Annotated in this window: 19 protein-coding genes; 6 read left to right on the top strand and 13 right to left on the bottom strand. The window is 61.9% G+C overall.

Going from position 1 to position 24,828, the window contains the following annotated elements:
• Window positions 1-53: 53 nt before the first annotated feature.
• From ACFQ6H_RS05445 to ACFQ6H_RS05470, 6 genes are all read right to left on the bottom strand, one after another.
• Window positions 54-1,064: an NADP-dependent oxidoreductase gene (locus ACFQ6H_RS05445; RefSeq protein ID WP_378644530.1), complete on the bottom strand. Its 1,011-nt coding sequence runs from the start codon at window positions 1,062-1,064 to the stop codon at window positions 54-56.
• Window positions 1,061-1,489, bottom strand: coding sequence for an organic hydroperoxide resistance protein (locus ACFQ6H_RS05450; protein WP_003939720.1), 429 nt, complete (start codon window positions 1,487-1,489; stop codon window positions 1,061-1,063). Before ACFQ6H_RS05450 ends, ACFQ6H_RS05445 begins: the two co-directional genes overlap by 4 nt.
• Complete coding sequence (locus ACFQ6H_RS05455; RefSeq protein WP_095968728.1) at window positions 1,486-1,947, bottom strand: MarR family winged helix-turn-helix transcriptional regulator; 462 nt, start codon at window positions 1,945-1,947, stop codon at window positions 1,486-1,488. Before ACFQ6H_RS05455 ends, ACFQ6H_RS05450 begins: the two co-directional genes overlap by 4 nt.
• A 78-nt stretch (window positions 1,948-2,025) precedes the next feature.
• The gene (locus ACFQ6H_RS05460; RefSeq protein WP_378644533.1) at window positions 2,026-3,438 is read right to left on the bottom strand and encodes a condensation domain-containing protein; all 1,413 of its coding nucleotides are present in this window, start codon (window positions 3,436-3,438) and stop codon (window positions 2,026-2,028) included.
• Window positions 3,438-4,910, bottom strand: a complete 1,473-nt coding sequence (locus ACFQ6H_RS05465; RefSeq protein ID WP_378644536.1) for a condensation domain-containing protein — start codon at window positions 4,908-4,910, stop codon at window positions 3,438-3,440. Before ACFQ6H_RS05465 ends, ACFQ6H_RS05460 begins: the two co-directional genes overlap by 1 nt.
• Entirely contained in the window at window positions 4,843-6,357 is a 1,515-nt protein-coding gene (locus ACFQ6H_RS05470; protein ID WP_378644539.1) for a condensation domain-containing protein, read from the bottom strand. The genes ACFQ6H_RS05465 and ACFQ6H_RS05470 overlap by 68 nt, the downstream gene beginning before the upstream one ends.
• A gap of 472 nt (window positions 6,358-6,829) precedes the next feature.
• Between ACFQ6H_RS05470 and sthA the strand changes: the two genes are divergently transcribed.
• The gene (sthA, locus tag ACFQ6H_RS05475) at window positions 6,830-8,242 is read left to right on the top strand and encodes a Si-specific NAD(P)(+) transhydrogenase (RefSeq protein ID WP_378644541.1); all 1,413 of its coding nucleotides are present in this window, start codon (window positions 6,830-6,832) and stop codon (window positions 8,240-8,242) included.
• Window positions 8,243-8,393: 151 nt separating this feature from the next.
• Window positions 8,394-9,296, top strand: a complete 903-nt coding sequence (locus ACFQ6H_RS05480) for a hypothetical protein (RefSeq protein ID WP_378543051.1) — start codon at window positions 8,394-8,396, stop codon at window positions 9,294-9,296.
• Between the two features lie 397 nt (window positions 9,297-9,693).
• Here the strand turns inward: ACFQ6H_RS05480 and ACFQ6H_RS05485 are convergent, their stop codons facing one another.
• Entirely contained in the window at window positions 9,694-10,128 is a 435-nt protein-coding gene (locus ACFQ6H_RS05485; RefSeq protein WP_378644544.1) for a hypothetical protein, read from the bottom strand.
• 49 nt (window positions 10,129-10,177) lie between these two features.
• On the bottom strand, window positions 10,178-11,185 hold the full coding sequence (locus tag ACFQ6H_RS05490) for a helix-turn-helix domain-containing protein (protein WP_378644547.1): 1,008 nt from the start codon (window positions 11,183-11,185) through the stop codon (window positions 10,178-10,180).
• A gap of 358 nt (window positions 11,186-11,543) precedes the next feature.
• Between ACFQ6H_RS05490 and ACFQ6H_RS05495 the strand changes: the two genes are divergently transcribed.
• Window positions 11,544-14,063 carry a response regulator transcription factor gene (locus ACFQ6H_RS05495; RefSeq protein ID WP_378644550.1) on the top strand — a complete coding sequence of 840 codons (2,520 nt, stop codon included), beginning with the start codon at window positions 11,544-11,546 and terminating at the stop codon, window positions 14,061-14,063.
• A 7-nt stretch (window positions 14,064-14,070) separates the two neighbouring features.
• Here ACFQ6H_RS05495 and ACFQ6H_RS05500 read toward each other — a convergent pair whose 3' ends face one another.
• The gene (locus tag ACFQ6H_RS05500) at window positions 14,071-14,826 is read right to left on the bottom strand and encodes a MerR family transcriptional regulator (RefSeq protein ID WP_378644553.1); all 756 of its coding nucleotides are present in this window, start codon (window positions 14,824-14,826) and stop codon (window positions 14,071-14,073) included.
• A 321-nt stretch (window positions 14,827-15,147) separates the two neighbouring features.
• On the opposite strand from ACFQ6H_RS05500, the gene ACFQ6H_RS05505 reads away from it, so the two are divergent.
• Window positions 15,148-18,603, top strand: coding sequence for an indolepyruvate ferredoxin oxidoreductase family protein (locus ACFQ6H_RS05505; protein WP_378644555.1), 3,456 nt, complete (start codon window positions 15,148-15,150; stop codon window positions 18,601-18,603).
• A gap of 93 nt (window positions 18,604-18,696) precedes the next feature.
• Here the strand turns inward: ACFQ6H_RS05505 and ACFQ6H_RS05510 are convergent, their stop codons facing one another.
• The 3 genes from ACFQ6H_RS05510 to ACFQ6H_RS05520 form a co-directional block, all read right to left on the bottom strand.
• Entirely contained in the window at window positions 18,697-19,338 is a 642-nt protein-coding gene (locus ACFQ6H_RS05510) for an LppP/LprE family lipoprotein (RefSeq protein WP_378543067.1), read from the bottom strand.
• Window positions 19,339-19,438: 100 nt separating this feature from the next.
• Entirely contained in the window at window positions 19,439-21,085 is a 1,647-nt protein-coding gene (locus ACFQ6H_RS05515) for an amidohydrolase (RefSeq protein WP_378543069.1), read from the bottom strand.
• A gap of 16 nt (window positions 21,086-21,101) precedes the next feature.
• Complete coding sequence (locus tag ACFQ6H_RS05520; RefSeq protein ID WP_378644558.1) at window positions 21,102-22,352, bottom strand: MFS transporter; 1,251 nt, start codon at window positions 22,350-22,352, stop codon at window positions 21,102-21,104.
• A 215-nt stretch (window positions 22,353-22,567) separates the two neighbouring features.
• Here ACFQ6H_RS05520 and ACFQ6H_RS05525 point away from each other — a divergent pair, with 215 nt between their 5' ends.
• Entirely contained in the window at window positions 22,568-23,197 is a 630-nt protein-coding gene (locus ACFQ6H_RS05525; protein ID WP_378644560.1) for a TMEM175 family protein, read from the top strand.
• A gap of 28 nt (window positions 23,198-23,225) precedes the next feature.
• Here ACFQ6H_RS05525 and ACFQ6H_RS05530 read toward each other — a convergent pair whose 3' ends face one another.
• Window positions 23,226-23,804: a CGNR zinc finger domain-containing protein gene (locus ACFQ6H_RS05530; protein WP_378631489.1), complete on the bottom strand. Its 579-nt coding sequence runs from the start codon at window positions 23,802-23,804 to the stop codon at window positions 23,226-23,228.
• 108 nt (window positions 23,805-23,912) lie between these two features.
• On the opposite strand from ACFQ6H_RS05530, the gene ACFQ6H_RS05535 reads away from it, so the two are divergent.
• A complete protein-coding gene (locus ACFQ6H_RS05535) occupies window positions 23,913-24,815 on the top strand; it encodes an NAD(P)-dependent oxidoreductase (RefSeq protein WP_378644563.1) in 903 nt (300 codons plus the stop codon).
• Window positions 24,816-24,828 lie beyond the last annotated feature (13 nt).

The raw sequence follows: 24,828 nt of genomic DNA on the forward strand, positions 1-24,828 counted from the left end.
CTCCGAGAAGTTCGCGGCCACAGTCAAATCTGTTTCAGGTGCAGACTGTTCGGTTACAGCGTGACAACCATCTTGCCGGTGTTCGCACCGCGCATCAGGTCGATGAACGCTTGCGGTGCATTCTCCAGGCCTTCGACGATGGTCTCGTCCCACTGAATCTTGTTGTCGGCGAGCCACGCTGCCATATGGGTGCGGAATTCGCCGCCGAGGTGACGGTAGCCGCCCACGAGGAATCCGCGCAGGGTGAGCTGCTTGCCGATCACCAGTGCCAGGTTGTGGGGAGCGGTGGGCTTGTCGGTGGTGTTGTACTGAGCGATGGCTCCGCACAGGGCAATCCGGCCGCCCTGGTTCATGGCATCGATGGCGGCTTCGAGATGTTCGCCACCGACGTTGTCGAAGTACACGTCGATGCCGTCAGGGGCAGCAGCGGCTAGCAGTTCGGTGATCGGGCCGTCGTGGTAGTCGAATGCCGCGTCGAATCCGAGCTCCAGCAGTCGGGCGACCTTCGCCGGCGAACCGGCGCTACCGATAACTCGCTTCGCACCGAGCAACTTGGCGATCTGACCGACGAGCGATCCGACGGCACCTGCTGCGCCGGAGACGAATACGGTGTCGCCTTCCTTGAACTCTGCAACCGCGGTGAGGCCGGCATATGCGGTGAGACCAGTCATGCCGAGGGCACCCAGGTACGCCGTCGCCGGCGCGATGGACGTGTCGGCCGGAGTCACTGCGGATCCGTCGAGGATGGCGTATTCACGCCATCCGAGGCCGTGAACGACCACGTCGCCCACGGCGCGATCAGCCGACTTGGATTCGACGACCTCGCCGACAGCACCACCGTCGAGCGCTGCACCGACCTGGAACGGCGGAAGATAGGACTTCACGTCGTTCATCCGGCCGCGCATGTACGGGTCGACGGAGATGGCGATGTTGCGGACCAGGATCTGGCCGTCTTCGAGTTCGGGGAGTTCTACCTCGGCGGTGGAGAAATTCTCCGGGGTAGGCCAACCGTCGGGGCGTGAAGCGAGATGGATTTCTCGGCTGACAGTAGTGGTGGTGCTCATTCGTCGTCCTTACTTACTTCGAGGGTGACCTCGATGTTGCCGCGAGTCGCGTTGGAGTACGGGCACACCTGGTGCGCCTTCTCCGTCAGCTCGACGGCCTGATCGTGGGGCAGGTGGGGGAGTGAAACTTCCAGCGTCACAGCGAGTCCGAAACCACCTGCACCGTTGGGGCCGATGCCGACTCGCGCGCCGACTGCGGAATCGGCCACGTTGGCCTTCTCGGCTCGGGCGACCATCTGCAGTGCGGAGTGGAAGCAGGCTGCGTACCCGGCGGCAAAGAGCTGCTCAGGGTTGGTGCCTTCGCCGCTGCCACCCATTTCCTTGGGAATGGCGAGACCGAGATCGAGGCGGCCGTCCGAGGTGCGAGCGTGACCGTTGCGGCCTTCGCCGGTGGCAAGTGCTTCTGCGGTGTAGACGATGTTCATGACTTCTTCTTTCCGTCGGAGTGGGCATTGGATGCTTGAAGTGACTCGCCGAGACGAGTGAGAACGTCTCGGAGCTCAGTGAGTTCGTCGTTACTCAGACCAGTGGCGCCTGCGAGCTTGGCCGGGATGTCCTCGGCCTTGCTGCGCAAGGTAGAACCCGACTCGGTCAGATGGATCTCGACGCGACGCTCGTCGGTGGTGAGGCGTCGGCGTTCGATGAATCCCAGGCCCTCGAGCCTCTTGAGCAGCGGCGACAGAGTTCCGGTATCGAGATCGAGTGCCTCGCAGATCTCTCGCACGCCGCGGCCGTCCCGTTCCCAGAGTGTCAGCAGGACGAGGTACTGGGGGTACGTGATCCCCAGGTCGTCGAGCATTGCTCGGTACGCGGCCGTAGTAGCCCGCGACGCCGAATAGAGGGCGAAGCAGACCTGGCGTTCGAGGGCGAGTGGGTTGGTCACAAGAACAACTGTAGCGCACAGTTAAGTTGTGCACAACAAAGAAGTGTCAAACAGACCTGGGGGTGATCAACAGTCTGTCTACGGCGTCGACAGAATCTCGGAGACACGCTCGAGGAAGGTATGCACTGTCCGGGCCGCGGGTGCCGGAAACCTGGTGCGCACTGCCAATCCGTCGTGAGTGCGTGAGAACCAGAACTGAACGTCGTCCGCGCTCGACACGCGACTGAGTTGCTGCGGATTGATCGGCGCGGGCTGTGATTTGCAGGGCTGTGATTTGCAGGACGGCGATTCGCTGGACTGTGATGTACGGGGGCGCGATCCACCAGGCATGCTTCGGTAGTCGGCGTAGGACACCGAGAAGATGTCTCTGCGAGTGGGCGAAACCTCGGGCCCCAAGCTCCGCAACACTTGTCTCGAAGACACGGACGACAGTGAAAGTGACTCGTGGAAAGCGAGATTGACTGCCCGAGCAGTGCTGTGAAGATTGTCCATGCTCGTCACGGTGATGGGCGCATTGGCCACCAGCCAACCGAAGGTGTGGTTGTGTCGCGGTTCTCGACGGGTGTGGACAGGGAACAGTAGGGGTGTGTCCCTCTTGCCGGTCAATTGTGTTGTGGCCAAACCGATCGACGCGAGAATCGCGCCGAACGACGAGTGTCGATGATCGGCGCAGTTCTGGTCGAACAGCTCTGCTTCGCCGGCGTCGAGGAGCATCCGGGTGTCTGTGCCCTGGGGCGACATGGTCCCGGCGGGCAGTCCCAGATCTACGGGAAAATGGGGAGTGTCACCCCCGCATGATCGGAGGAAGGACCGCCAACCCGCAATGCGGTGGTCGCCGGGCTCTGGATCCGCGGTTGCCGATTCACGGAAGCAGTAGTTGAGGAAACTCCCGGGCTCCGGCAAGAGATCCGACGCGATCGGAACACGGTCCGCCCGCGTGTATTCGCGATACAGAGTGCTGATCTCGGTAATTGCGATGCTCATGGACCAACCGTCGCAGATGGCGTGGTCGAATCCGCAGATCACTGTTGACTGGTCCTCGCGGGTGATGGCACCGAGAAAGTACGCGGGAAACGCAAAAGGGTTGCACCATCGATCCAAGCGCTCGCCCAAGAGTTCTCGTACCTGTTCAGGTGTTCGTGCGTCAGCCACTGTTTCCTCACGCAGGCGCAGATCGCCGACGTCGGCGACGTCGACGAACAGTGCCGAGGATTGGCCCGGATCTTCGGCCTGGGAGAACGAGCACGACAGGGCGTCGTGACGGGACGTCCATTCCTCGAAGCTGGCCTTGAGTGCGTCCGTGTCGATGGGGCCGGGAACGTCGAAAGTGGCAGCGAGCCAAGTCGTATCGCCGCGGCTGCCGGCAAGATGCAGCTGCTGATTGGAGGTCGGAGGAACCGGATACGTCGATCCGGTGGAGATGTCGGTCGGCGTCCACTGCAGGATGCGGCCCGGCCGTGCCTCGAACCTGTCGAGAAAAGTGATGTGCATCAGGCGGTCTCCACTTCCTGACGCGCATCCGCCTGACGAACGACGCGGTAGTCGCCGGCATCAGCGACCGTTCTCAGGACGTTGCGGAGATGTCGAAGGTATCGATCCACCGATGTGTGTGCCTGTTCGGTGTCGGGAAAACTGACCATCACATACGTACGGTCCTCCTTCCTGTTGATCCACATCGACAGATCACCCGTCGTTCCAGGTCCACCCAGTGCGCGTGCTTCGAGTTCGTCGTGGTGCTCGGCACCGGGAATGAGGCGCATGTCGATGTACGACACCATCGGCGGGACCGACGTTCCGCCGAAGTCGGATCCGGTCAACTTCGACACCTGGGCGATCACCGAATGAATGGACACGTCCGCAAGTCCCTTCACTGCGACGCGAGCAGCGTGGGCAAGGGGGAGTGCATCGGTGAAGCTCGTGACACCACTCAGCGTGAACGAGACCGGGACGAGATTGATGAACCATCCTTGAGAAGAAAGGTATCTCGGATCGGAGCGAGTACCGACCGCGTTGAGTGCGAAGTAGTTCGCTCTGTCCGCGACCTCGATCTCGGTGAGGGCGAGGGCGGCGAATATCCCCGTGGAGAAGCCGACGCCACTGGCCTTGCACAGCGCTGCGAACGCGGCCGACTCGTCGCTGTCGAGAACGTCGATATGTGTGCGGGTCGACCGGGTCTGCTCGCCCCGCGGCACGCCGAGGTCGAGGGGGAACGTCGGGAGTTGTCCGGCATTGGCGGCGAGAATCGAAATCCACTGCTGCACAGGCGCTGCGGCCAGGTCGAGGTTCCCCGCTGCTGCCCGTTCTTCGCCGCTGTACTCGACATAACTGCCGGGAGAGGGAAGCTGATCGTCGATGCCGGCGCTTTCGGCGATGTACAGGGCACGAAGTTCTTCGACGCCCAGCATCAGCGACAGGCCGTCGGTATGCGAGTGATCGACGCCGTAGTAGATGGTGAAGCCGGCGCCCGTGCCGTGTTCGACGGCGCCACTGATGAACGAGGGCCACTGCAGTGGGCTGGTATCGCCGGCGAAACTTCGGCTCACGTGTTCGCGAACCGCATCTGTCGTGTTCAGGGGACCGACGCTGTGTGACGTGAGTTCGATCGTCGACGCCTCCACCACCCGACGGTCGATGACCCCACTACCAGCGGGATCTTCGGATGGTCTGACCTCGAACCAACTGTGCAGTGTGTTGTGCCGCAGGACAAAAGCCTGCACTGCCCGCCGCAGTGCCTCCCGATCGAGATCACCGGGCAGAGTGAAGGTGAATCCGATCCACGGTGACCAGTCGACGCCTTGTGAGCGCTTGTGGTCGGCGGTACGAATGTGTCCCTCTTGCAGGAACGAGAGTGGTTGATCGCTCCGTGGTGCCCCGGATGCTGCCGCCAGGGATTGCTCAGTAGGCCTGAACTCGGTGAGCGTCCCGGCTTTCGGTGCCCAGAGATCGATGGGTGTCATTTCCATGGGAGTTCTCCTCGATCGTTGCAGCGGTATTGATCGGTGCAGCGGGGTTCGTCGACGCTGCGGACGTTTCGGTCAGGAAGGCAAAATCCTCCATCTCACGGCGTAGCAACCCTGCGAACTGATGGATGTGGCGGCTCGTGCGCGCGTTGCCCGGGTGGCGTATGGCCAGATTGAGCCCTTCCGGCGTCCGCGTCAGCCAGATGTAGACGTCGGTTCCCGAATGATCGCGACTACGAAGGCCTCTGGTCTGCCAGCTCGTCCACTGCTCGGCGCCGGGAACGTGACGAACGTCCATGTAGGAGAGCACGAACGGCAGGTGCTGCGGGCAGTCGATCAGCTCGCACACTTTCGAATACGGCAAGGCCGCTGCGGGTCGGACGCGTCGTACCGCCGCGCCGGCAACCTGGGCCAGATCGCTCACGGTAGCGGCGGGGGCAATCGGAATCCTCACCGGCACAACACCGATGAACCATCCCAGGGATGCAGCCCATCGAAGCTCCGATCGGGTGTGTTGCGGCACGACGACGCGGAATTCGTCTGCACCGGTGAGATCGCCGGTCACTTTGGCCGCGCACGCGAGTATCGCGGCAAGGAAACCTTGGTTGCTGCGCTTGCTCGCTTCTGCCAGGCGTTCGGCTCCCCGGGCGCTCAGAAGCCAGGCGGACAGGCTTTGCTGAGGAACTCGGCGTCCGGTGACCGGTTCGGGTAACGCCGGAAAGAGCGGAGCCTCACCGTGCGTGTAGAACTCACGCCACGTCTGCACCGCAGGGTGGGAGCAGTCCGCGTGTTCCACGAGATCTCGTTCCGTGGTGCCGAAGTCGATGTAGCTCCCGGTCTCCGGCGGCGAGGTAGGGCTTCCCTCGCTCAACGATCGGTAGATCGTCTGCAGTTCATGCGCGGTCAGCGCAACCGAATATCCGTCCAGCAGAGCATGATCAGCGGCGAAAACCACGGTGAAATGATTGGGACTTTCAATCGTCGCGAATTGATACGCAGGCCAGACGAGTGGATCGGTCGACCGGTCGAGCAGTTGCTGCAGGTGCGTGAAGACGGACATCGAGGACGCCAGGTGTCCGACTTCGGTGCCCAGAATCCGGACCTCTCCGGGCCCCGCGGTGCGTCGGACTATCGCTTCGCCCTCTGTGGCGACGTGTGTCCGCAGCACTTCGTGGCGATCGATCCAATGATCGAGTGCAGCCGCCCAGATCCTTCGGTCGAGTCGATCGTGGATGCGAAACGAGGTACCCAACCAGGAGGGAGTGCATCCGTCGATCTGATGGTGCACCTGCTGTCTCACCTGTTCGGCATGTTTCAGGTGTGCTTCGTGAATGTAGCTGGCGGGACGCTGGTCGACAGGCCAATGCTCGGGCGGATTCACCGCAGCGGGAGTCCACTCGGTGACGGTCCCAGGCGGTAAGGGATAGTCGGCAAGTTCCGTGAATTCCATTGGGAAACCTGATCTCTCGAGATGGCGAAAGGTGGGGATCGTGAACGGGGCGGATGTTTGTAACCGAGAGTGACAGATGATTAGTCAAGGCAAGTAGAACGCGACCCGAGGCTGCGCGCAACTGCTTCGGTCCGGGATGTGACGAGGAACATTCCGCTCGTTATTTCGGACAATTCGAATACTGGACATCCGGTTTACAGCCCTGGTCAGCTGTCAGTTTATCGATCAATCACTCTGTGGTGAAACAAATTTCATCAACCTGCTTCAACAGCTGTGAGATTGCGACACATTCGAATATGCAAATAGTGGAATATGTTTGTGTGTAGTAAGTTTCGTAGAGATTCTGATGTATCTCTTTCTATTGCAACACGGTTCGTGTAGGTCCGGCGTGCGCACTCGGTGCCGCGGATTGTTCACCGAGTATTGACATGCTCGGCATCTGCCGGTCGTATGCAGACGGTATCTGTAAGCGATGACTGATCCGATGGAATACGACCTGGTTGTGATCGGCTCCGGCCCGGGTGGGCAGAAGGCTGCCATCGCGGCCGCCAAGCTGGGTAAACGGGTGGCGATGGTCGAGAAAGGCAACATGCTCGGGGGAGTGTGCGTCAACACCGGCACCATTCCGTCGAAAACACTGCGCGAGGCGGTTCTCTACCTCACCGGGATGAACCAGCGCGAACTGTACGGTGCGAGTTACCGTGTCAAGGAGAACATCACTCCGGCCGACCTGCTGGCGCGAACCCAGCATGTCATCACCAAAGAGATCGAAGTCGTGCGATCTCAGCTCTTGCGCAACCGTGTCGAATTGTTGGTAGGGGTCGGCTCGTTCGTCGACGAGCACACCATCCTCGTCGAGGACGCCTCGCGCGGAGACAAGATGACGATCACTGCGAAATTCGTCGTGATCGCGACCGGAACATTGCCTGCCCGTCCGTCCGGTGTGTCCTTCGACAGTCACCGGGTGCTCGACTCCGACGGAATCCTCGATCTGACCTCCATCCCGACCACCATGGTCGTGGTGGGTGCGGGAGTGATCGGTATCGAGTACGCGTCGATGTTCGCGGCGCTCGGCACCAAGGTCACCGTCGTCGAGAAGAGAACGTCGATGCTGGACTTCTGTGACCCCGAGGTCATCGAATCGCTGCGGTTCCATCTGCGCGATCTGGCGGTCACCTTCCGATTCGGTGAGGAAGTGACGGCAGTCGACGTCGGAGCGAACGGAACGCTCACGACGCTGCGCAGCGGCAAGCAGATTCCCGCCGAGACCGTGATGTACTCGGCTGGACGTCAAGGTCTCACGGCGCCACTGGCGCTGGAGAACGCCGGCCTGGAGGCAGACGAACGCGGGCGTATCTACGTCGACGACAATTTCCGCACCAAGGTCGAACACATCTACGCCGTCGGTGACGTCATCGGATTCCCCGCATTGGCGGCGACGTCGATGGATCAGGGTCGACTCGCGGCCTACCATGCCTTCGACGAACCCGGCGCGAAACTGATGGATCTGCAGCCGATCGGCATCTACTCGATTCCCGAGGTGTCGTACGTCGGCGCCACCGAAGTGGATCTGACCAAGGAGTCGGTACCGTACGAAGTCGGGGTTTCCCGATACCGTGAACTCGCGCGTGGGCAGATCGGCGGCGACACCTACGGAATGCTCAAGCTCCTGGTGTCGACGGATGACCTCAAACTGCTCGGTGTTCATATCTTCGGCTCGGGTGCAACGGATCTCGTGCATATCGGTCAAGCGGTGATGGGGTGCGGCGGGACCGTCGAATACCTTGTCGACGCCGTCTTCAACTACCCGACGCTGTCCGAGGCGTACAAGGTGGCGGCGCTCGACGTCATGAACAAGATCAGGGCTCTCAAGCAGTTCCACTAGGGGTCGGGGTGTCCTCAGGTACCGGTCAGGGTTGGTCGGTGTACTTCTCGGGTAGCACTTGTTCGAATACCTGAGGGTGATGTCAGGACTGGGGAAATAGGGCAGGGTTTACGTCTATGACCATTGCTCTGGAACTTCGTGTGGACTTTCGATGCTGATCGGACTGATAGCCGCAATCGTGGCGTGTGTCGGATACGGCGTTGCGTCGGTGCTGCAGGCGTACGGTGCGCGCAAGTCGGCAGCAGCCGCCGAGCAGCGGGGCGAGTCCGGGCACGTGACGGCCTCGGGTGGCCCGACCTTGCGGTCGACGTTCGCAGCCGCGCTGACGGCGTCGTTCATTCTGGGCACCGTGCTCGATGCGGTCGGATTCGCCGGTAGTGCGATCTCCGCGCGGCTCATTCCATTGTTCTTGTCGCAGACCGTGGTCAGCGCCAATCTCGTCATCACGGCGGTGCTGGGGACCGTGGTCCTGGGCATCCAGCTGCATCGCCGCGACTGGTTCGCGATCGCCGCTGTGATCGGATCGCTCCTACTGCTCGGCTTGTCGTCGGGTCACGCGGGCGGCGGGAGTTCCAATGACGTCGTCCACTGGGGCGTCCTCGTGGGCTCGGCGTTGATCTTGTCGATCGGCATCGGTTTGATCCGATGGTTGGGTTCACGCGCAGCAGTTGTCGCCGGATTGATCTCGGGTGTGCTGTTCGGCTGTCTGGCCATTGCCGTACGCGTGGTCTACGGAATCGATCCGTTCGAAATCGGCACGATGCTCCGCGATCCGGCCGGGTGGGCAATCCTCGTCTCGGGCCTGGGCGGTTTCTATCTGCACACGGTCGCGCTGCAGCTGGGGTCCGTCAACGGAGCGACGGCGGCCCTTGTCGTCGGCGAGACGGTTGTTCCGGGAATCGTCGGCGTCGTGGTACTCGGTGACGCGTCGCGACCGGGACTGGAATGGCTTGCCGTCGTCGGCTTTGTCGGGGCGATCGCCGGTGCCGTCGCCGTGGCCGTCTTCGGCGCCGCGACCCACGAGGAGAAGCCGGTCGAAGAAGTGACCGTTTGATGTGCCGGAAGTCGCGTGGATCGTAGTCCTTTCGAGCTAATACTTTTGGTGGATAGCGCTTTTCGCTCGAACTCTGCATGGCGTTGTTGCAACCGTTCGACGGCATCTGCAGTTCCAGGGTTCGCAAGAACAGTTGTCGCTGTTCGGTGGGCCCAGCGGTAACGGAAACCGCATTCTGGCAGATAGTTCTAGTGCGCGACCGATGCCTCGCATACGTCATGTGGTCACAGGCAGCGGGATGTTGACCGGAGGAAATCAATGAGCAGCTTGGACATTCAACGTTGGTCGAACGACTTCACCGCCCTCACCAAGGTCATATCGGAAGGCATCGAACAGTTTGTTCTTCGGTTCATTTCCAGCTGAAATGATCTGCTGAATTGTGATGAAGCAGAGTTACTTACGGAGTTTCCGAGGCCTGGGCCGGGGCGAGCACGTAGGAGAACACGTACGTCATCAGGGCGATGGCCGCCAGTACGATCAAGGACGTAGGGAATCCTCCCGCATCTCGTACCGGCTCGCCCGTAGCGATGACAGCCGCCATGAACACTGTCGCCACCAGTAGCGTCACCGCCATTGCCGAGTACGCAGCGAACCGATGCTTCCAGCGGCGGACAGTGCGCGCCGGCCATCTCCGGCCTGTGCTCAGCGCACAGCGCCCGCCTGCAACAGCGCTCGAGCCGACAATCAGCCCGACTAGTGCTCCGATGAAGGCGGGTATGAACAGTCCTACCCAGGACCAGGCTTCATCGCCGACTATCGGGATCATCACGGCGACACCTGTGACGGCGCCGGTGAGCGCGGCCAGACTCAGTTCCTTGTCGACCCAGCTCATGGATCAACTAGAACACAGGCACGATCGCGGGGCTGTGAAGTATTGCGATTCAAGGGCTGAAGAACTCGAGGCGGCGGTGCAGACGCGAGATCGACGGGTCTCCGATCGTGCGTCTGCCGTCTGTGCGTGCCTGGCTCGGGGTCATCCCGTAGAAGTCCTTGAACGCGCGCGCCAACTGGGACTTGGACGTGAAGCCGCAACGCTGCGCCAGCGCTTCGATCGTTTCGTTCGGCATCTCGGCTCGGGTCAACTCGCGATACACGAGTTCGAGACGCTTGCGCCGTATGACGAGCGCAATTCCGCCGTCGGACGCGAACGCGCGGTAGAGCTGGGCCCGGGAGACCGACAGGGCCGCGCACATGGTCGTAGGCCCCAGCCAGGTCTCGGAGAGATGCTCGGCAATGTAGGCGTACGCACGATCGCGGAGAGAGTGATCGGGCCGTGGCAACAAGTCGGGCTCGGCGATACCCAAGCTGACGCGGAGAAGTGAAGCGACGACGTCCTCGTAGCCGGCCGCGGCATCGGGGTCGAGATGCGGCAGCGCCAGTACGACCGATTGCAGGCACTGAGCGAGAACGTAGGCGGGAACTCCGCGCAGGACCGTTCCGTGGAGGGAACGACCCTTGGACTCGGCCTCGACGAGAGAGCGCGGGGCGAGGAGCGTGATGGTGCGCCCTGTCGCCTCGGCTTCGGCGGCGGCGGTCCAGGTCCGCCCTAGGTCGAAGAACGTGACGTCCCCTGGGCGGGCGACGAAATCCACCCCCTCGGCATTACCACTCACCTGCCCGTCGAGGACGACCTGGATCATGTACTGATCGTCGAGTCCGCTCTCGGCGATGACGATTTTGTTTCGGGTGTACTTCTGCGCATTGAAGGTAGTTTCACCGATCAGCGAGGTCCCGATGGGCAGAGCGGATATCGAGCCTTCGAGCGGAGTGTCGGCACCCACCGGTTCGGTGACGAAGAACGGACGCGTCGCGTCGCGCCAGAAGTCGTCGGCATCTGCGGGGTCGACCGATCGGGTCGACACGCGGATGCGGGCGGAATTGATCGACACGCGGGCATGATATGTCAGATCCTGCAGGCCGCAGTCACTCTCCCGCAAATAATCGTCGATAGTGATCGAGCCCACATATTGAGACAAAACGGACGAGTTTTTGAGACGCACGGCCCTCGCGTGTCGTGCAGATTCTGTCTAAGTTGTTCGTTATGGGTGGACAGGCTGTGAGTTCGGTTCTCGAACGAAATCTCGAATTCGGTGGGGCTCGGCTGCTCACTGGCCGACAATCGTGACGTCCCCTCCGAATCGATCACAGCTATCCCGAGCAAAGCGAAACCCGCGCGGAACGGGCTCGCTGCATCGGCGTCTCGCGGGTCGTGGACCGACCGCGGTACGCCCTCGCCTCCTGGCTTTGATGGAGCGCCCCGCGGGGTTGACGGTCATCGACTCGCCCCGAGGGTTCGGCAAGACCGAACTCGCGGCCTTGTGGTTGACGACTCTCGGGACGGTGCCGAGTAGACCGGTTGTGTGGGTGCCGGCACCGTCGAAACGGATGACCCCCGTCGACTACTGGAACTCGGCTTTCGCCCTGATTCAGGATTCGCTGGAATCGCTGAAGGCTCCGCCACGAATCCTCGACGATCCGGTGGGAGCTGTCGAATCACTTCTCCACTCCTCGGCTACGCCGTTCGTGTTGGTGTTCAATCGCATCGACCTGGTCGAGGGAGACGAGGTGGGGCACCAACTCGTTGACCTGATCGTGCGGTTGCCCGGGTTGAAAGTGATTGTCACGCTCCAGGATCGATCTGCAACGGACTTGCTCGACGGTGTACGCGTGGACGAGTACCTATGCATGAACGACCTCAGATACACACTCGACGAGTCCACGATTCTGTTTGCGGACGCCGGGATTCACCTTCCGTCCGGCATCGTGCATTCGATCTGCGAACGCGTTGCGGGTGTCCCTGTTCTGATGAAGGTTGCTCTGAGCGCGGTTGCGGGGCTGAGTGAACCGAATCGCGGGCGTGAACGCGTTCGGAAGCGGGTGGACCAGGCGATCCTCGCTTACGTCAGTCGCACCGCTCCTCGATCGGGCAAAGCGCTCGAGCTGTTCGACTTCGCGACGACGATCGCCGCCGCGGGCACGGTCACGCCTGCGATCGCGGCGGTCGTGTCCGACGACCTTGACGTGACGGGCAAACTCGACGTGCTCGAGTCTTTCGGGCTCATCTTCCGGGACGGCCGCGCCGGGGAGCCGGCCTGGTATTTTGCGCCATCAGTTCGACTGGCGCTCATACGGATACGGTCCGAACAAGGGTCGAGATTCGAAGACCCCTTTCCGATGCTCGTCGATCACGCTCTCGCGACTTCGGATTTCGCCAGTGCGGTCCGCTACGCGATGGACGGTCGTCAGTGGCTTCGCGCGCTCGACATACTCGAACGGCACTGGGCCGATCTCTTGGTTGATCACACTGGACTGATTCGAACGGCGTTGCAATCGATTCCCAGTGACGTCTTGGCCGAGAACCCCTCGATCCTGGTGGGGCGTGACCTACTCGAATCACGCCTTCGTCCACAGTTGATGAACGGCGATTCGCTACCGACGGAACCTGCGGAGTTGCGCGCAATAGGCGGTAGTTCGCAAGCATGCAGTTTGTTGAACGTCGGGACCGTCCAATCCGTCGTACTGAGAACGTCCGGAAAGTACCAGCGCTCAACCGACATCACACGCAAGTTGGCGCACGTCGTGTACGGACTCGGCGACGAATCGTTGGGCGCGTTGGGGTCTCAACTGCCCGCCCTGCGGCTGATCTGGGGAGTCTCGCACCAGCTGACCGGTGACCTCGGTGATGCCGCGGTGGAATTGCGGCTCGCGTATCACGGCGCCGTGCAGCACGGTCCGGAGTTCGTCCTGCGGCACGCCGCAGGCAACGCTGCGCTCAACTCCGCGCTGATCGGCGATGTCACACACGCGACAGAGTGGCTTCAAGTCGAAAGCATGCACCCGGACGTTTCGGGATGGTTGGGACCACCTTCGCATATGGGCGGAGCGATCGCGCGTGCACTGGTGGCGTACGACAGCGTGGACCGAATTGCGGGCGCTGCCGCGATGGACGTGCTCGCCGAGATCACGCCGCCAGGGGATCTCTGGGCATTTGCCGCCTACGCGTACACGAGATTCGCACTGCTGCAATCAGACCCGTTCTCGGGCCTGATTTCATTGCAGCGTGCAGTGGCTACGCATGGGCACGTGAATCCGTGTGAACGATCGCTCGGTGACGCACTTCTCACCGCAGCACGCATCGATCTTCTTTTGGCGTCCGGGGAGGGTGCGAAGGCACTGGAAGAAGCAGTTGCTGCCGCGCACACGTTTGCTGTTGTCACGGTTTCTGTCGCTCGTGCGCATCTACTGACCGGAGCGCCGGCACAGGCTTTGGAATTGTGCCGTGAAATTGACTGGAGTGGAGAGTATCTCACCAGAAATCGTCTCGAATCGCTGTTGATCGAATGCGTAGCGCTGTGCGAACTGGGCACAATCGCCGCTGCCGCGCGTCCATGGGAGCAGGCCCGCGGACTGCTCGAAACCTCGGGTGTCCTGTCGGCGCTGGCGACGATACCGCGGGATCTGATCGAGCGACTCGAGGAGCGGGCCGAGGGCTCGAGCAGTGCCGTCGCAGACTTTCTCGAATCCGAGGTGCCGCAGATGTATCCAGCGGTGATCGTTCGAGTCCAATTGACGAAGCGGGAGATGGACGTTCTCGTGGAACTCGGTCTCGGCATCCCGATCGGTGAGATAGCGCGAAAGTTGTTCGTATCCAACAACACGTTGAAGAGTCACCTGCGAGCCCTGTATCGCAAACTCGGTGCGCATTCCCGCGAAGAGGCCGTCGCGGCAGCGCACCGACACAACCTGCTCGGCAGCGGGCAGGACTGATTGCCGGTTAGTGCAGATTGCGCTGGGCGTAGACCTTCATCGCATCACGGACCAGCACAGCGGTGCCTTCGCCGTACTTGTCGTAGTTTGCAGTGAAGCGAGGGTCGTCGACGTACATCTGTCCGAGTCCGGTGAAGGCGTCGGCGCTGGGAGTCCTTCCCTGCCAACCGATTTTTATCCACTCGAACTGTCTCTTGGTGATCGACTGGACGTCGTCGCTATCCGCGGACAGACCGGCTGTCAGTGCGGTGCCGAATGCTTCTGCGATGTCAGCTTGAGTCTGCAGATGCGCCTTCCGGTCCTGCTCGGACATCGATCGCCACCAGTTGTCCCCGCTGGTGTAGGCGTCCTTGCCCCAACGCTCGATGACCTCGTCCTTGTATCGGGTGTGGTCGAACCCGTCGAAAACATCTTCCGGCATGAGTGATTCACCCTTCTTCGTCTTGTTCAAGGTCCTGTTGACCGATTCGATCTGTCTCGAGATCCGCGTGCGCTCTTGCTCGAGAAGTTCGAGGTGGGTACGCAGCGCGGCGGCCGTGTCGCGTTCACCGGTGAGGACTTCGGCGATGGCCGGCAATCCGAGTCCGAGTTCTCGGAGCAGCAGGATGCGCTGCAACCGCACCAGGGCGTCTTCGTCGTAGAAGCGGTAGCCGTTGGCGCCGATGCGGCTCGGTTCCAGGAGTCCGAGATCGCCGTAGTGACGCAGCGTTCTGCTGGTGGTACCGGCGGATTTGGCGAGTTCTTGGATGGACCATTCGCTCACGTGGAGTTCCTACTCTCGGATCGGTTGTGCTCATTCAGCATGCAAGTTGACGTTGCGTCAATGTCAAGAATGTTCTCGGGATGCATTGTCGGGAATGTTTTATGTCCGTTTCGCCGTATCGCCACGAACGGGTCTCCAACTGATTGATTCGATGACCTAGGTCACGTGATTTGGCTCACAAATTGTCAATTTGAATAGTTGAACAAGCCTCTGTTGACGCTTTCACATACCTCGACCACGATCATCTGAACAGATCGAGTTACGCGGTTGTTGAAAATGCACGGTAGTTGAAATGCACTGCAGACGGAACGGTGGTCCACGATGACTGAACTGGTGTCGGGCGTAGCCCAGGCCAAGCCCTATGACCTCGATGATCGGTACCGGTCGGGATCGGGACCGGTGCTGCTGACCGGTGTTCAGGCAATTGCACGCGGCTTCGTCGAGCAGCACGTTCGCGACATTCGGGCAGGTAAGCGTATTGCCACCTTCGTGTCCGGTTACCAGGGCAGCCCGCTCGGCGGCGTCGACAAGATGCTTCACGGCATGCCGAAGGTACTCGCAGAACACGACATCACCTTCATCCCCGGCTTCAACGAGGAACTTGCTGCCACCGCGGTGTGGGGAAGCCAGACGGACCTCCCCGCAGGAACCGCGACCCATGACGGCGTGACCGGCGTCTGGTACGGCAAGGGCCCCGGCGTCGACCGCGCTACCGACACCATTCGCCACGCCAACATGTACGGCGTGAACCCCAAGGGTGGCGTCGTCCTCCTGGTGGGCGACGACCCGGCGTCGAAGTCATCTACGGTTCCTGCCGTCAGTGAGCGCTCGCTTGCCGCGATGGGTGTGCCGGTTCTGTTCCCGCGCAATGCCGAAGAGATCATCACGATGGGTATGCACGCTGTTGCACTCTCGCGTGTGTCCGGTTGTGTCGTGGCGCTCAAGATCGTCGCCGACGTCGCCGACGGTGCCTGGACGATCGACGGCAGCATCGCGGACTTCGACATCGTGGTTCCGGAGGTGCAGTTCGAGGGCAAGCCCTTCGTCTACAAGCAGCGTCAGATGGCCGCGCCGCCGGACAGCGTCATCGCCGAGGCCGATCTGTACGGCCCGCGATGGGATCTGGTGCACGCGTACGGAACTGCCAACAATCTCGACGTCATCGAGGTCAACCCGTCCGGTGCGAAGATCGGTATCGCGGCCACCGGTACAACTTTCGACTCCGTTCGCCAGGCGCTGGCAGACCTCGGTGTCGACGACGCCGCGCTGCACCGCGCGGGTATCCGCCTCCTCCGCATCGGCATGTGTTATCCCGTTGTGGGCGAGAAGGTTCGCGAGTTCGCCGAAGGTCTCGAGCAGATCGTCGTGGTCGAGGACAAGACCGCGTTCATCGAGGCTCAGATCCGGGAAGTCCTGTACGGCACCGACGATGCCCCACGCATCATCGGCAAGCGCGACGGCCAGGGCCGTCTGCTCATGCCTGCCAGTGGTGAGCTGACCGCAGGTCGGCTGCTGGCCCCGTTGCGCCGCGTACTCAAGCCGCACGTCGAGCTCAAGCGCACCCTCCCGGCCCCGCTGTCGCTGAACGTGCTCTCCGCCAAGCGAACCGCGTACTTCTGCAGCGGGTGCCCCCACAACCGTTCCACCGCTATCCCCGAGGGTTCCATCGGCGGCGGCGGAATCGGTTGCCACACACTCGTCACCATGTCCGGCCGTGAGGACAGCGCTGTCACCGGTTTGACGCAGATGGGCGGCGAGGGCAGCCAGTGGATCGGGCAGGCACCGTTCACCGACGTGCCTCACTTGTTCCAGAACATCGGCGACGGCACCTTCTTCCACTCCGGTCAGTTGGCTGTCCAGGCGTGCATCGCTGCAGGCGTGAACATCACCTACAAGTTGCTCTACAACGAGGTAGTGGCGATGACCGGTGCGCAGGACGCGGAAGGTGCCCTCTCCGTTGCTCAACTCAGCCACAAGCTGACCACCGAGGGCGTCAAGCAGATCATCATCTGCGCCGACGAGCCTTCGCGTCACAGCAAGCGTGCACTGGCCAAGGGCACCAAGCTCTGGCACCGCGATCGCCTCGACGAGGCTCAGAAGGAGCTTCGCGAGATCAAGGGCGTCACAGTGCTGATCTACGACCAGCACTGTGCGGCCGACGCTCGTCGTCAGCGCAAGCGCGGCACGCTGCCCACTCGCAACACTCGCGTCGTCATCAACGAGGCGGTGTGCGAGGGGTGCGGTGACTGCGGCGTCAAGTCCAACTGCCTCTCGGTCCAGCCCGTGGACACCGAGTACGGCCGCAAGACGAAGATCGATCAGACGTCCTGCAACACCGACTACACCTGCATGGATGGCGATTGCCCTTCGTTCGTGACCGTCGAACTGGTACCGGGCAAGAAGGCTCCCAAGGCCGCACGTCCCGTCCCGCCGGTCGTCGCAGATCCTGATTTCGGCCCGCTCACCACCACGCAGAACGTTTTCCTGGCGGGTATCGGCGGAACCGGCATCGTGACCGTCAACCAGGTGCTCGCCACTGCTGCATTGCGCGCAGGCCTCGAGGTAGAGAGCCTTGACCAGATCGGACTGAGCCAGAAGGCCGGACCCGTCGTCTCGCACCTGCGTTTCAGCTCCAGCGCGCTCGAGCCGTCCAACCGCCTCACCCCGGGCAGTGCGGATTGCATCGTCGCATTCGACCTGCTGACCGCGACGGACAACAAGAACCTCGACTACGGCAACTCCGAGAAGACGGTCTCCATCGCGTCGACGTCGCAGACGCCGACCGGAGACATGGTCTACGACAAGGCTGTTCGCTACCCCGAGGAGACTTCACTCCTCGCCCGCCTCGACAAGGTGTCGCGCACCCTGCGTTCCTTCGACGCCCTCGCAGCGGCGCAGGAGCTGTTCGGTAACACCGCAGCTGCCAACTTCCTACTGATCGGTGCGGCCTACCAGAGCGGCGGACTTCGTCTGCCGGCCGAGGCCATCGAAGAAGCGATCGGCATCAACGGCGTTGCCGTGGACGCGAACATCGCAGCATTCCGTTGGGGTCGCGCAGCAATTGCCGACATCGCTGCATTCTCGGCCGTCACCACGCCGGCCAAGTCCGTCCGCGAACCCGTTGTCGCACCGGCTCACATGTTCGCCGGAACCACCTTCACCGGTGAAACCCTGCGACTGGTGGAACTGCGTGCTGCGCAGCTCATCGAATTCCAGTCCGTCAAGATCGCCCAGCGTTACATCGATCAGGTCCAGGCAGTCTGGACTGCCGAGCGTGCCGCAACCGAGCGGACCGACTTCAGCGAAGCGGTTGCCCGCGGCCTGTTCAAGTTCACCGCGTACAAGGACGAGTACGAAGTGGCTCGTATGCTGGTCGACCCCGCATTCATCGAGGACGTCAAGTCTCAGGTGCCGGCCGGGGAGAACCTGACCTACAAGCTCCACCCGCCGATCCTTCGAGTGATGGGCCGCAAGAAGAAGATCGGTCTCGGACCCAAGTCGCATGTTGCACTGAAGGTCCTGGCCAAGGGCAAGAAGCTTCGCGGCACCAAGCTCGACCCCTTCGGCTACATGCACGTCCGCAAGGTCGAGCGTGAACTGCTCGCCGAGTACGAGGCCATGATCGCTGACCTCTCTCGTACGCTCGCAACCGACGGATACGATCGCGCCGTCGAGATCGCGGCACTGCCGGACGTGGTTCGTGGCTACGAGGACATCAAGCTCGGCAACATCGAGCTGTACAAGACTCGCCTGCGTGAACTCGGTGTCGGTGAGTAGGAGCGCCGGCGAGTAGCTCGAAGAAACTGTGCCCCAGCAACCGTTGTTGCTGGGGCACAGTTGTGTTCGGAGCCGAATCGTGCGTAGACAGGTTCAGGAGGGCGGGAACTGCCCGTCGGCAACCACGGCGCTTCCGTTCCACGTGAAGTTCACGATGTTCGGTCCTCCTTGGGGGCAGCAGAACGCGTCGTCGTCCAGCAGCCATCGGTATTGGACGGATACCGAATCCTTGTTGCTGTCGATGACGTGTGTGTATGAATACGGCTTACTGGTAGCCGTGCCCAGGTAGGTTCCGTCGCGGAAGAACAGAACGTGTGTCTGATACGTAGCATCGCCGACGCCGTCGCCGTCGACCGAAACCCAGAGCAGGTCAGGGCAATTACCGACCTGCTCCTCGCTCGAGGATGTCGGTATCCAGTTACCTCCGTTGACGTCGGTACCCAGCGTGCTGATGGCATCGGTGACGAGCGGAGAGCCGACGTCGAGACAGGGACCCGAAGCGGGGATTGCTGTCGTGGATGCGCTTGTGCGGGTGTCCGATTGTGGCGGGGGAGAACTCGCTACCGTCGTCTCGGATTCGCTTGCCGTCGAAGACGCCGCCGCCGAACTTGCTGTCGTTGAACTCGCCGCTTCAGGTGTTCCTTCGGTCGACCCGCAACCGGCGACCGTCAGGGCAGTGGCCGTCACCAGTGCAATGGCCGCGGCGACGACCGAAATCGGAGCTTTCCTGCGCATGCGTCCTCCAGAGAGTATGGGTTCACGTGTTCACGTCCCTCCTTCGTTCTGTCGCCGGGATATGCGCTTGCGTTATCGAACAACTGGTAACGATCGGCTATCAGGCTTCGGTGTCGACGACTTCTGAGGCGTCGTATCGCACGGATCCGGCAACCACGGTCATTGCGATCTCCGTGGTCAGGAGAGAATCGGCCCCTTCGGTGAACGGATCTTGTTTCAGCACGACAAAATCGGCTGATTTACCCCGAACCAGTTGGCCGGTCACATCTTCCCATCTGCACGAGTAGGCAGCGTCACGAGTTGCGTGGGCCAACGCATCCGCAAGGGGGAGGGCGTACTTCGGCAGATTGGGTGCCAGTGACGGATCGATTGCGGATCGGCGGGTGGTGGCGATGAACATGTTCGGCAGCGGCGGGTGAGGCGCCGTCGGAGCGTCGGAACCCAACGCCAGAATCGCTCCGGCCTCGGTGAATTCAGGCCAGGGGTACGCGCGATTCACGCGATAGTCGCCGAGCATCGCCTGCCAGTTCTCCTGAATCGCAGGGTCAGCGTGAACCGGTTGCATCGAGGCGATGATGCCCAGGCGGGCCAGCCGTTCGACGTTGTCTCGCGTGATGGACTCCAAGTGTTCCATTCGGTGCCTGCGGGGAATGTCTCCGTTGGCGGCGATCGCGTACTCGAGTGCAGTCAATCCGATTTCCGACGCCTCGTCGCCGATCGCGTGCATGGCGATCTGCAGGCCGGCGGCGTCAGCTGCGGTCACGACCGGGATCAAGGACTCCAGATCCCAGATGGGCTCGGCGTTGGTGCCGTTCGAGTAGGGTTCTTTCATTGCGGCAGTGCAGCTGTCGATCACTCCGTCGATGATGATCTTGATTCCGGCGATGCGGAGCCACGGCCCTTGGATGCGTTTGTGGAGTTCGGTGGCCTGGTGAACTTGCCGCACGTTGTCGGCCTCGTTGTCTTCGCGGGTCATCAGCCAGTGAGCCGCGACTCGTAGCGGGAGGGTGCCGTTCCCGGCGTCCAAAGCTCTTTCCAGCGCGGCCAATTCGTCCGCGCCGAGGGCCATGTCCACCGCACCGGTCACGCCGTCCTCGAGATAGTGGCGGAACGTGAGCGCGAGGGCGGCGTCCCGGTCCTCGTCCGAAGCGAGTTCCGCCAGTTTCGGCCAGACGTAGAGCATCATGGCCGTCTCGTACAGCATTCCGGTGGCTTCTCCGGTGTCCGGATCCCGGCCGATACGACCGCCGATCGGATCGGGAGTGTCCGCGTCGATGCCGAGTTCTCGCAGTGCTGCGGTGTTCACCCAGACCGAATGTACGTCGTTGGCGTCGAGGTACACCGGGCGATCGGGTACGACGGCGTCGATCATCTCTCGCGTGGGGTGCTCTCCGTTCAGCGCCGAGAACAACCAACTGCGACCCAACAGGCGCGGCGCGTCCGGGTTCGATTCCGCGAATTGCCGGATGCTGGACTGAATGTCGGCAAGATCGGTGGCATCGAGGAGATCGAGCTTCTGCAGCGCGAATCCCATCATGACCAAATGTGTATGGGCGTCGACAAAACCGGGGAGCACGACCGCACCTTCCAGGTCGACCACCTCGGCGTTGGGAGCCAGGATTTCGGCATAGACGGTCTGGCCCACGAACCTGAGCTGTTGGCCCTCGACGACTATCGATTCGGCCCACCCGTCCTCGGCGGCCGTGAAGATCTTTCCGTTTCGGTAGTGAGTGATGCTGTCATTCATGACTTCTACGTGATCCTTACGCGATGACGGTGGTAGTGATGGCGGCGCTGTGGTGACGATACGCACCCTCGGTACGTGCGGAGAGCCGCGATACCAAGGCGAACGGGACCAACAAGACGAAGCTGATCCCCGAGATGATGACTCCGAAGGTCGGATAGCCGAGGCTCGCAGTCACCGAAGTGCCGAACAACGGCGCAAACGCGGAACCGATGAGGTAGGTACCGAGCAGTGGGGCGGACCATCGGCCGGCGGCGTCGAGGGCCGCCGAGATGGCGACCAAGACGATGAACGTTGCCGCGTAGGTTGTGTTCCAGGCGATCACCAGGATGAGGTAGATCGTGGAATCGGTTGCGAGGCAAGCCGACAGCTTCAGAATTGCCCCGAGGATCAGGAGTGCCGAGATCGACACTGTCCGGCTGACGCGGGAACCCAGCGCGGTCAGGACAACTGCCGCGAGGACACCACCTGCCGTTGATGCGCTCAGCGCGAGCCCCATCTGTTGGTCCGAAAGTCCGGCGTGCTCCGAGCCCATGATGCCGAGTACTGCCCACAGTGAGTCCTCGCTGATCGCCCAGACGGCGAGCATCGCGAGGAAGGCGGTCCCGGCAAAAGTGAGTCGTTTCGCGCTGACCCCGGCGGGGAGAGTTGTGGTCGCCTTGGCGGACTTCGTCGCCTCCGGCGACTCTTTCACCGGGGATGACGGCAACCAGGTCACCGTCGCGGCGGTGGCAAGCGCCAGGACCGCGACGATGCCGAAGGCGTTGGTCATATGTGTGCCGAGGATGGGAATGAGAGCGAGGACCGCTGTGACGACGACCCGATTCACAAGTCCGCTGATGCTTGATACCCGGTCCGGGTTCGTGAGCGCTGCCAATGCCGCGCCACCGACGGATGCGGCGCCACCAGCGCCGACGCCGCCGATGATGATCGCCGCACACGCGATTGCCGTGGTCGGTGCGATGGCCGCGACGCCGAATGCAGCCGCCATCGCGATCAGACTGATGCGGCCGAGCAGGTGACGACGCGGACCCGATGCGATCCGCGTGGTGGCGAGGCAGGTGCCCGCGCAGACCAGCAGCGACGCGGTCAGGACGGCACCAGCGGCAGATTCGGTGACACCGAGGTCATCGACCATTGCCACGATCATCAATGGGATGAGGTTCGCGGTGATGAACCCCATGACGCCGATGCTGAAGACGGCAACACCGCGGTTGGTGGTGAGTGGAACCCGGTCTGACTTCGTATTCGCAGAAGCGTTGTTTGGCACTAGGGCAACCCCAAGTCCTGAAGGGGGTGGCGGAACCGACCCCTGATGGCGTGATGCGAGTCACTTAATGAATGTGATTCGTTAAGTATGGGGACGGCCGAGGGCTCGGTCAAGAGGTATAACGAATTTGATTCGTTAATTGTATGTTTCGGGATATCGACTCTCCAAAGTGGCGTCACCGGTCTGTTTCTTGTTGCGAGGCTTATGCTTCCGCAATGGCTGAGATCGAGGAACGAACCCGCTACTTCGAGCGCTACGTCACTTTCATCGACGCGATAGTTGCCATCGCGATCACGCTGCTCGTCCTGCCGTTGGTCGAATTGACCAGCGACCACCACGGCACCACGTCCGAGCTGCTGCGCGAGCACGCGGCGCAATTCTGCTCCTTCGCCCTGAGCTTTCTGGTGATCTTCCGGCTGTGGTGGTCGCAGCATCGACTACTTCGTTTTGTGATCGACGGGGACAAGGTGGTCGTGCGCGGGCTGGGGTTGTGGGTACTGACGATCGTGTTCTTGCCCTTCCCGACGGCGCTGGTTGCAGCGCCGTCTCAGGACCTGGGAACCAGGGCTCTCTACATCGGGACGATGGCCGCCAGCGCTGCGTGCCTGGCGGTGGTCGCGTGGGGTCTGGTCCGCAACCCGTCGTTGAGCGAAGAGAGTGCACAGCCGCACTTCACGGCCGAGATCGTCACCGTCCTGATAATGCTGGTGGCACTGCTCGTCAGTGTGTTTGTCCCGGTGACGTCGTACTTCCCGTTGCTTCTTCTCCTCTTGTCGACCCCGATCGAAAAGCTGTGGGATCGAGCGGCGGTGAAATCGAGAGGCGGTGAAATCGAGAAGCGGTGAAATCGAGAGGCGGCGAAGGTGAAATGAGCTAGTCGGCGCGCGCGGTCATCGCGGATTTCTTCGCCTTGTTTCCGCAGATGTTCATCGAGCACCAGCGTCGGTTGTTGCCGCGACTGGTATCGACGTAGAGGCCGGTGCACCCGTCGCCTTGGCATGCTTTGACGCGGTCGCGGTCGGGACCGCCCAGTACCGCGATCGCGTCGGCTGCCACGATCGACAGGGCGTCGCGGACCGGATTGTCTCCGGTCGATTTCCAGAGGGCTCGGCCGCCGTAAAGGGTGAGGTGGGCGCTGCCGAGTTCGGATGCGGTGTTGACGATCGCGACATCGGCGCGTGAAGCCTGGCGGTTCTCGCACACGGCGGTTCCAATGCGATGAATGGACTCACGTAAATCCTGCGCGTCGTGGAGGTCGTCTGTCGTTGCTCTTGCCGCGGTGTTCATCAGATCGTTGGCGCGCAACCATAATTCGAGCCGCTGCGGGCTCGTGAGTCGCTCGAACCTCGAGCCGTTTCGATTGGTGAGGGTGGCGGTGAAGCGGAACGCGAGCGTGTCGTTGTCGAGTCGAAAGACGTCCCGAGCGGATTCATCAGCTCCTGCTTCGTTCACTTTCGCCCTCCTTCGTGGTGAACCATCTCAACCGGTTCGACACCAACTGTACCTGTATGAGAGTGTTGAACCGTCTTAGATGGTTCAACACTTTCGAGAGGGAAATCCATGACTTCTGTTTCCGTGGTCGGTTTGGGCGCGATGGGTCGTCCCATCGCTCGAAATCTGATGGGCGCAGGGTTTGACGTGACGGTGTGGAATCGCAGCCCTGAAGCGGTAACCGAACTGGTCGAGGAAGGGGCGACCGGCGCGAAAACCGTTGCCGAGGCATTCGAGTCCGGTGTGGTGCTGTCGATGTTGGCGGATGATTCGGCCGTGTCTACGGCCATTCTGGATCCCGCCGTACTCGCATCCGTTCCGAGTGGAACCGTGCACGTCAACATGGCCACCGTCAGCGTCGATCTTGCCAAGCGCGCCGCCGCACTGCACGCCGAGCACGGCATCGGTTACATCGCGGCGCCGGTGTTCGGACGCGTTTCTGTTGCTCAGGCTGGTCAGTTGAACATCATCGCCGGTGGCGACAGTGCCCTTCTCGAACGAGTACAGCCGTTCTTCGACGTCATCGGGGCTCGCACCTGGCCACAAGGTGAGCGTCCGGAGCAGGCCAACATCGTCAAGATCATCGGCAACTACCTCATCCTCTCCGCGATTCAATCCTTGGGTGAGGCAATCGCATTGGGGGAGAGGTCAGGTGTGGACGGAAGCCAACTCGTAGAATTGCTGACCTCCACGATCTTCCCGGGGCCGGTTTACTCCAGCTACGGAAACCTCGTCGCGTCGCGTCAGTACGAGCCTGCGGGATTCACCACAGCCCTGGGCTTCAAGGATCTGAGGCTTGCGCTCGACGCCGCCGACAGCGTCAATCTGGATTTGCCGTTCGGTGGCGTACTTCGAGGCGTGCTCACTCAGGCTCTGGCGAACGGTCAGGGCGAGATGGACTGGGCGTCGATTGCAGAACTGGTTCGTTCCGGCCAGTCGGGCGAAGGCAGTCCCGAAACACCGACGAGGTGAGCGCGACTTCGGA

Source organism: Rhodococcus sp. NPDC056506 (genome assembly GCF_042794945.1).
In the GTDB taxonomy this organism is placed as follows: Bacteria; Actinomycetota; Actinomycetes; order Mycobacteriales; family Mycobacteriaceae; genus Rhodococcus_F.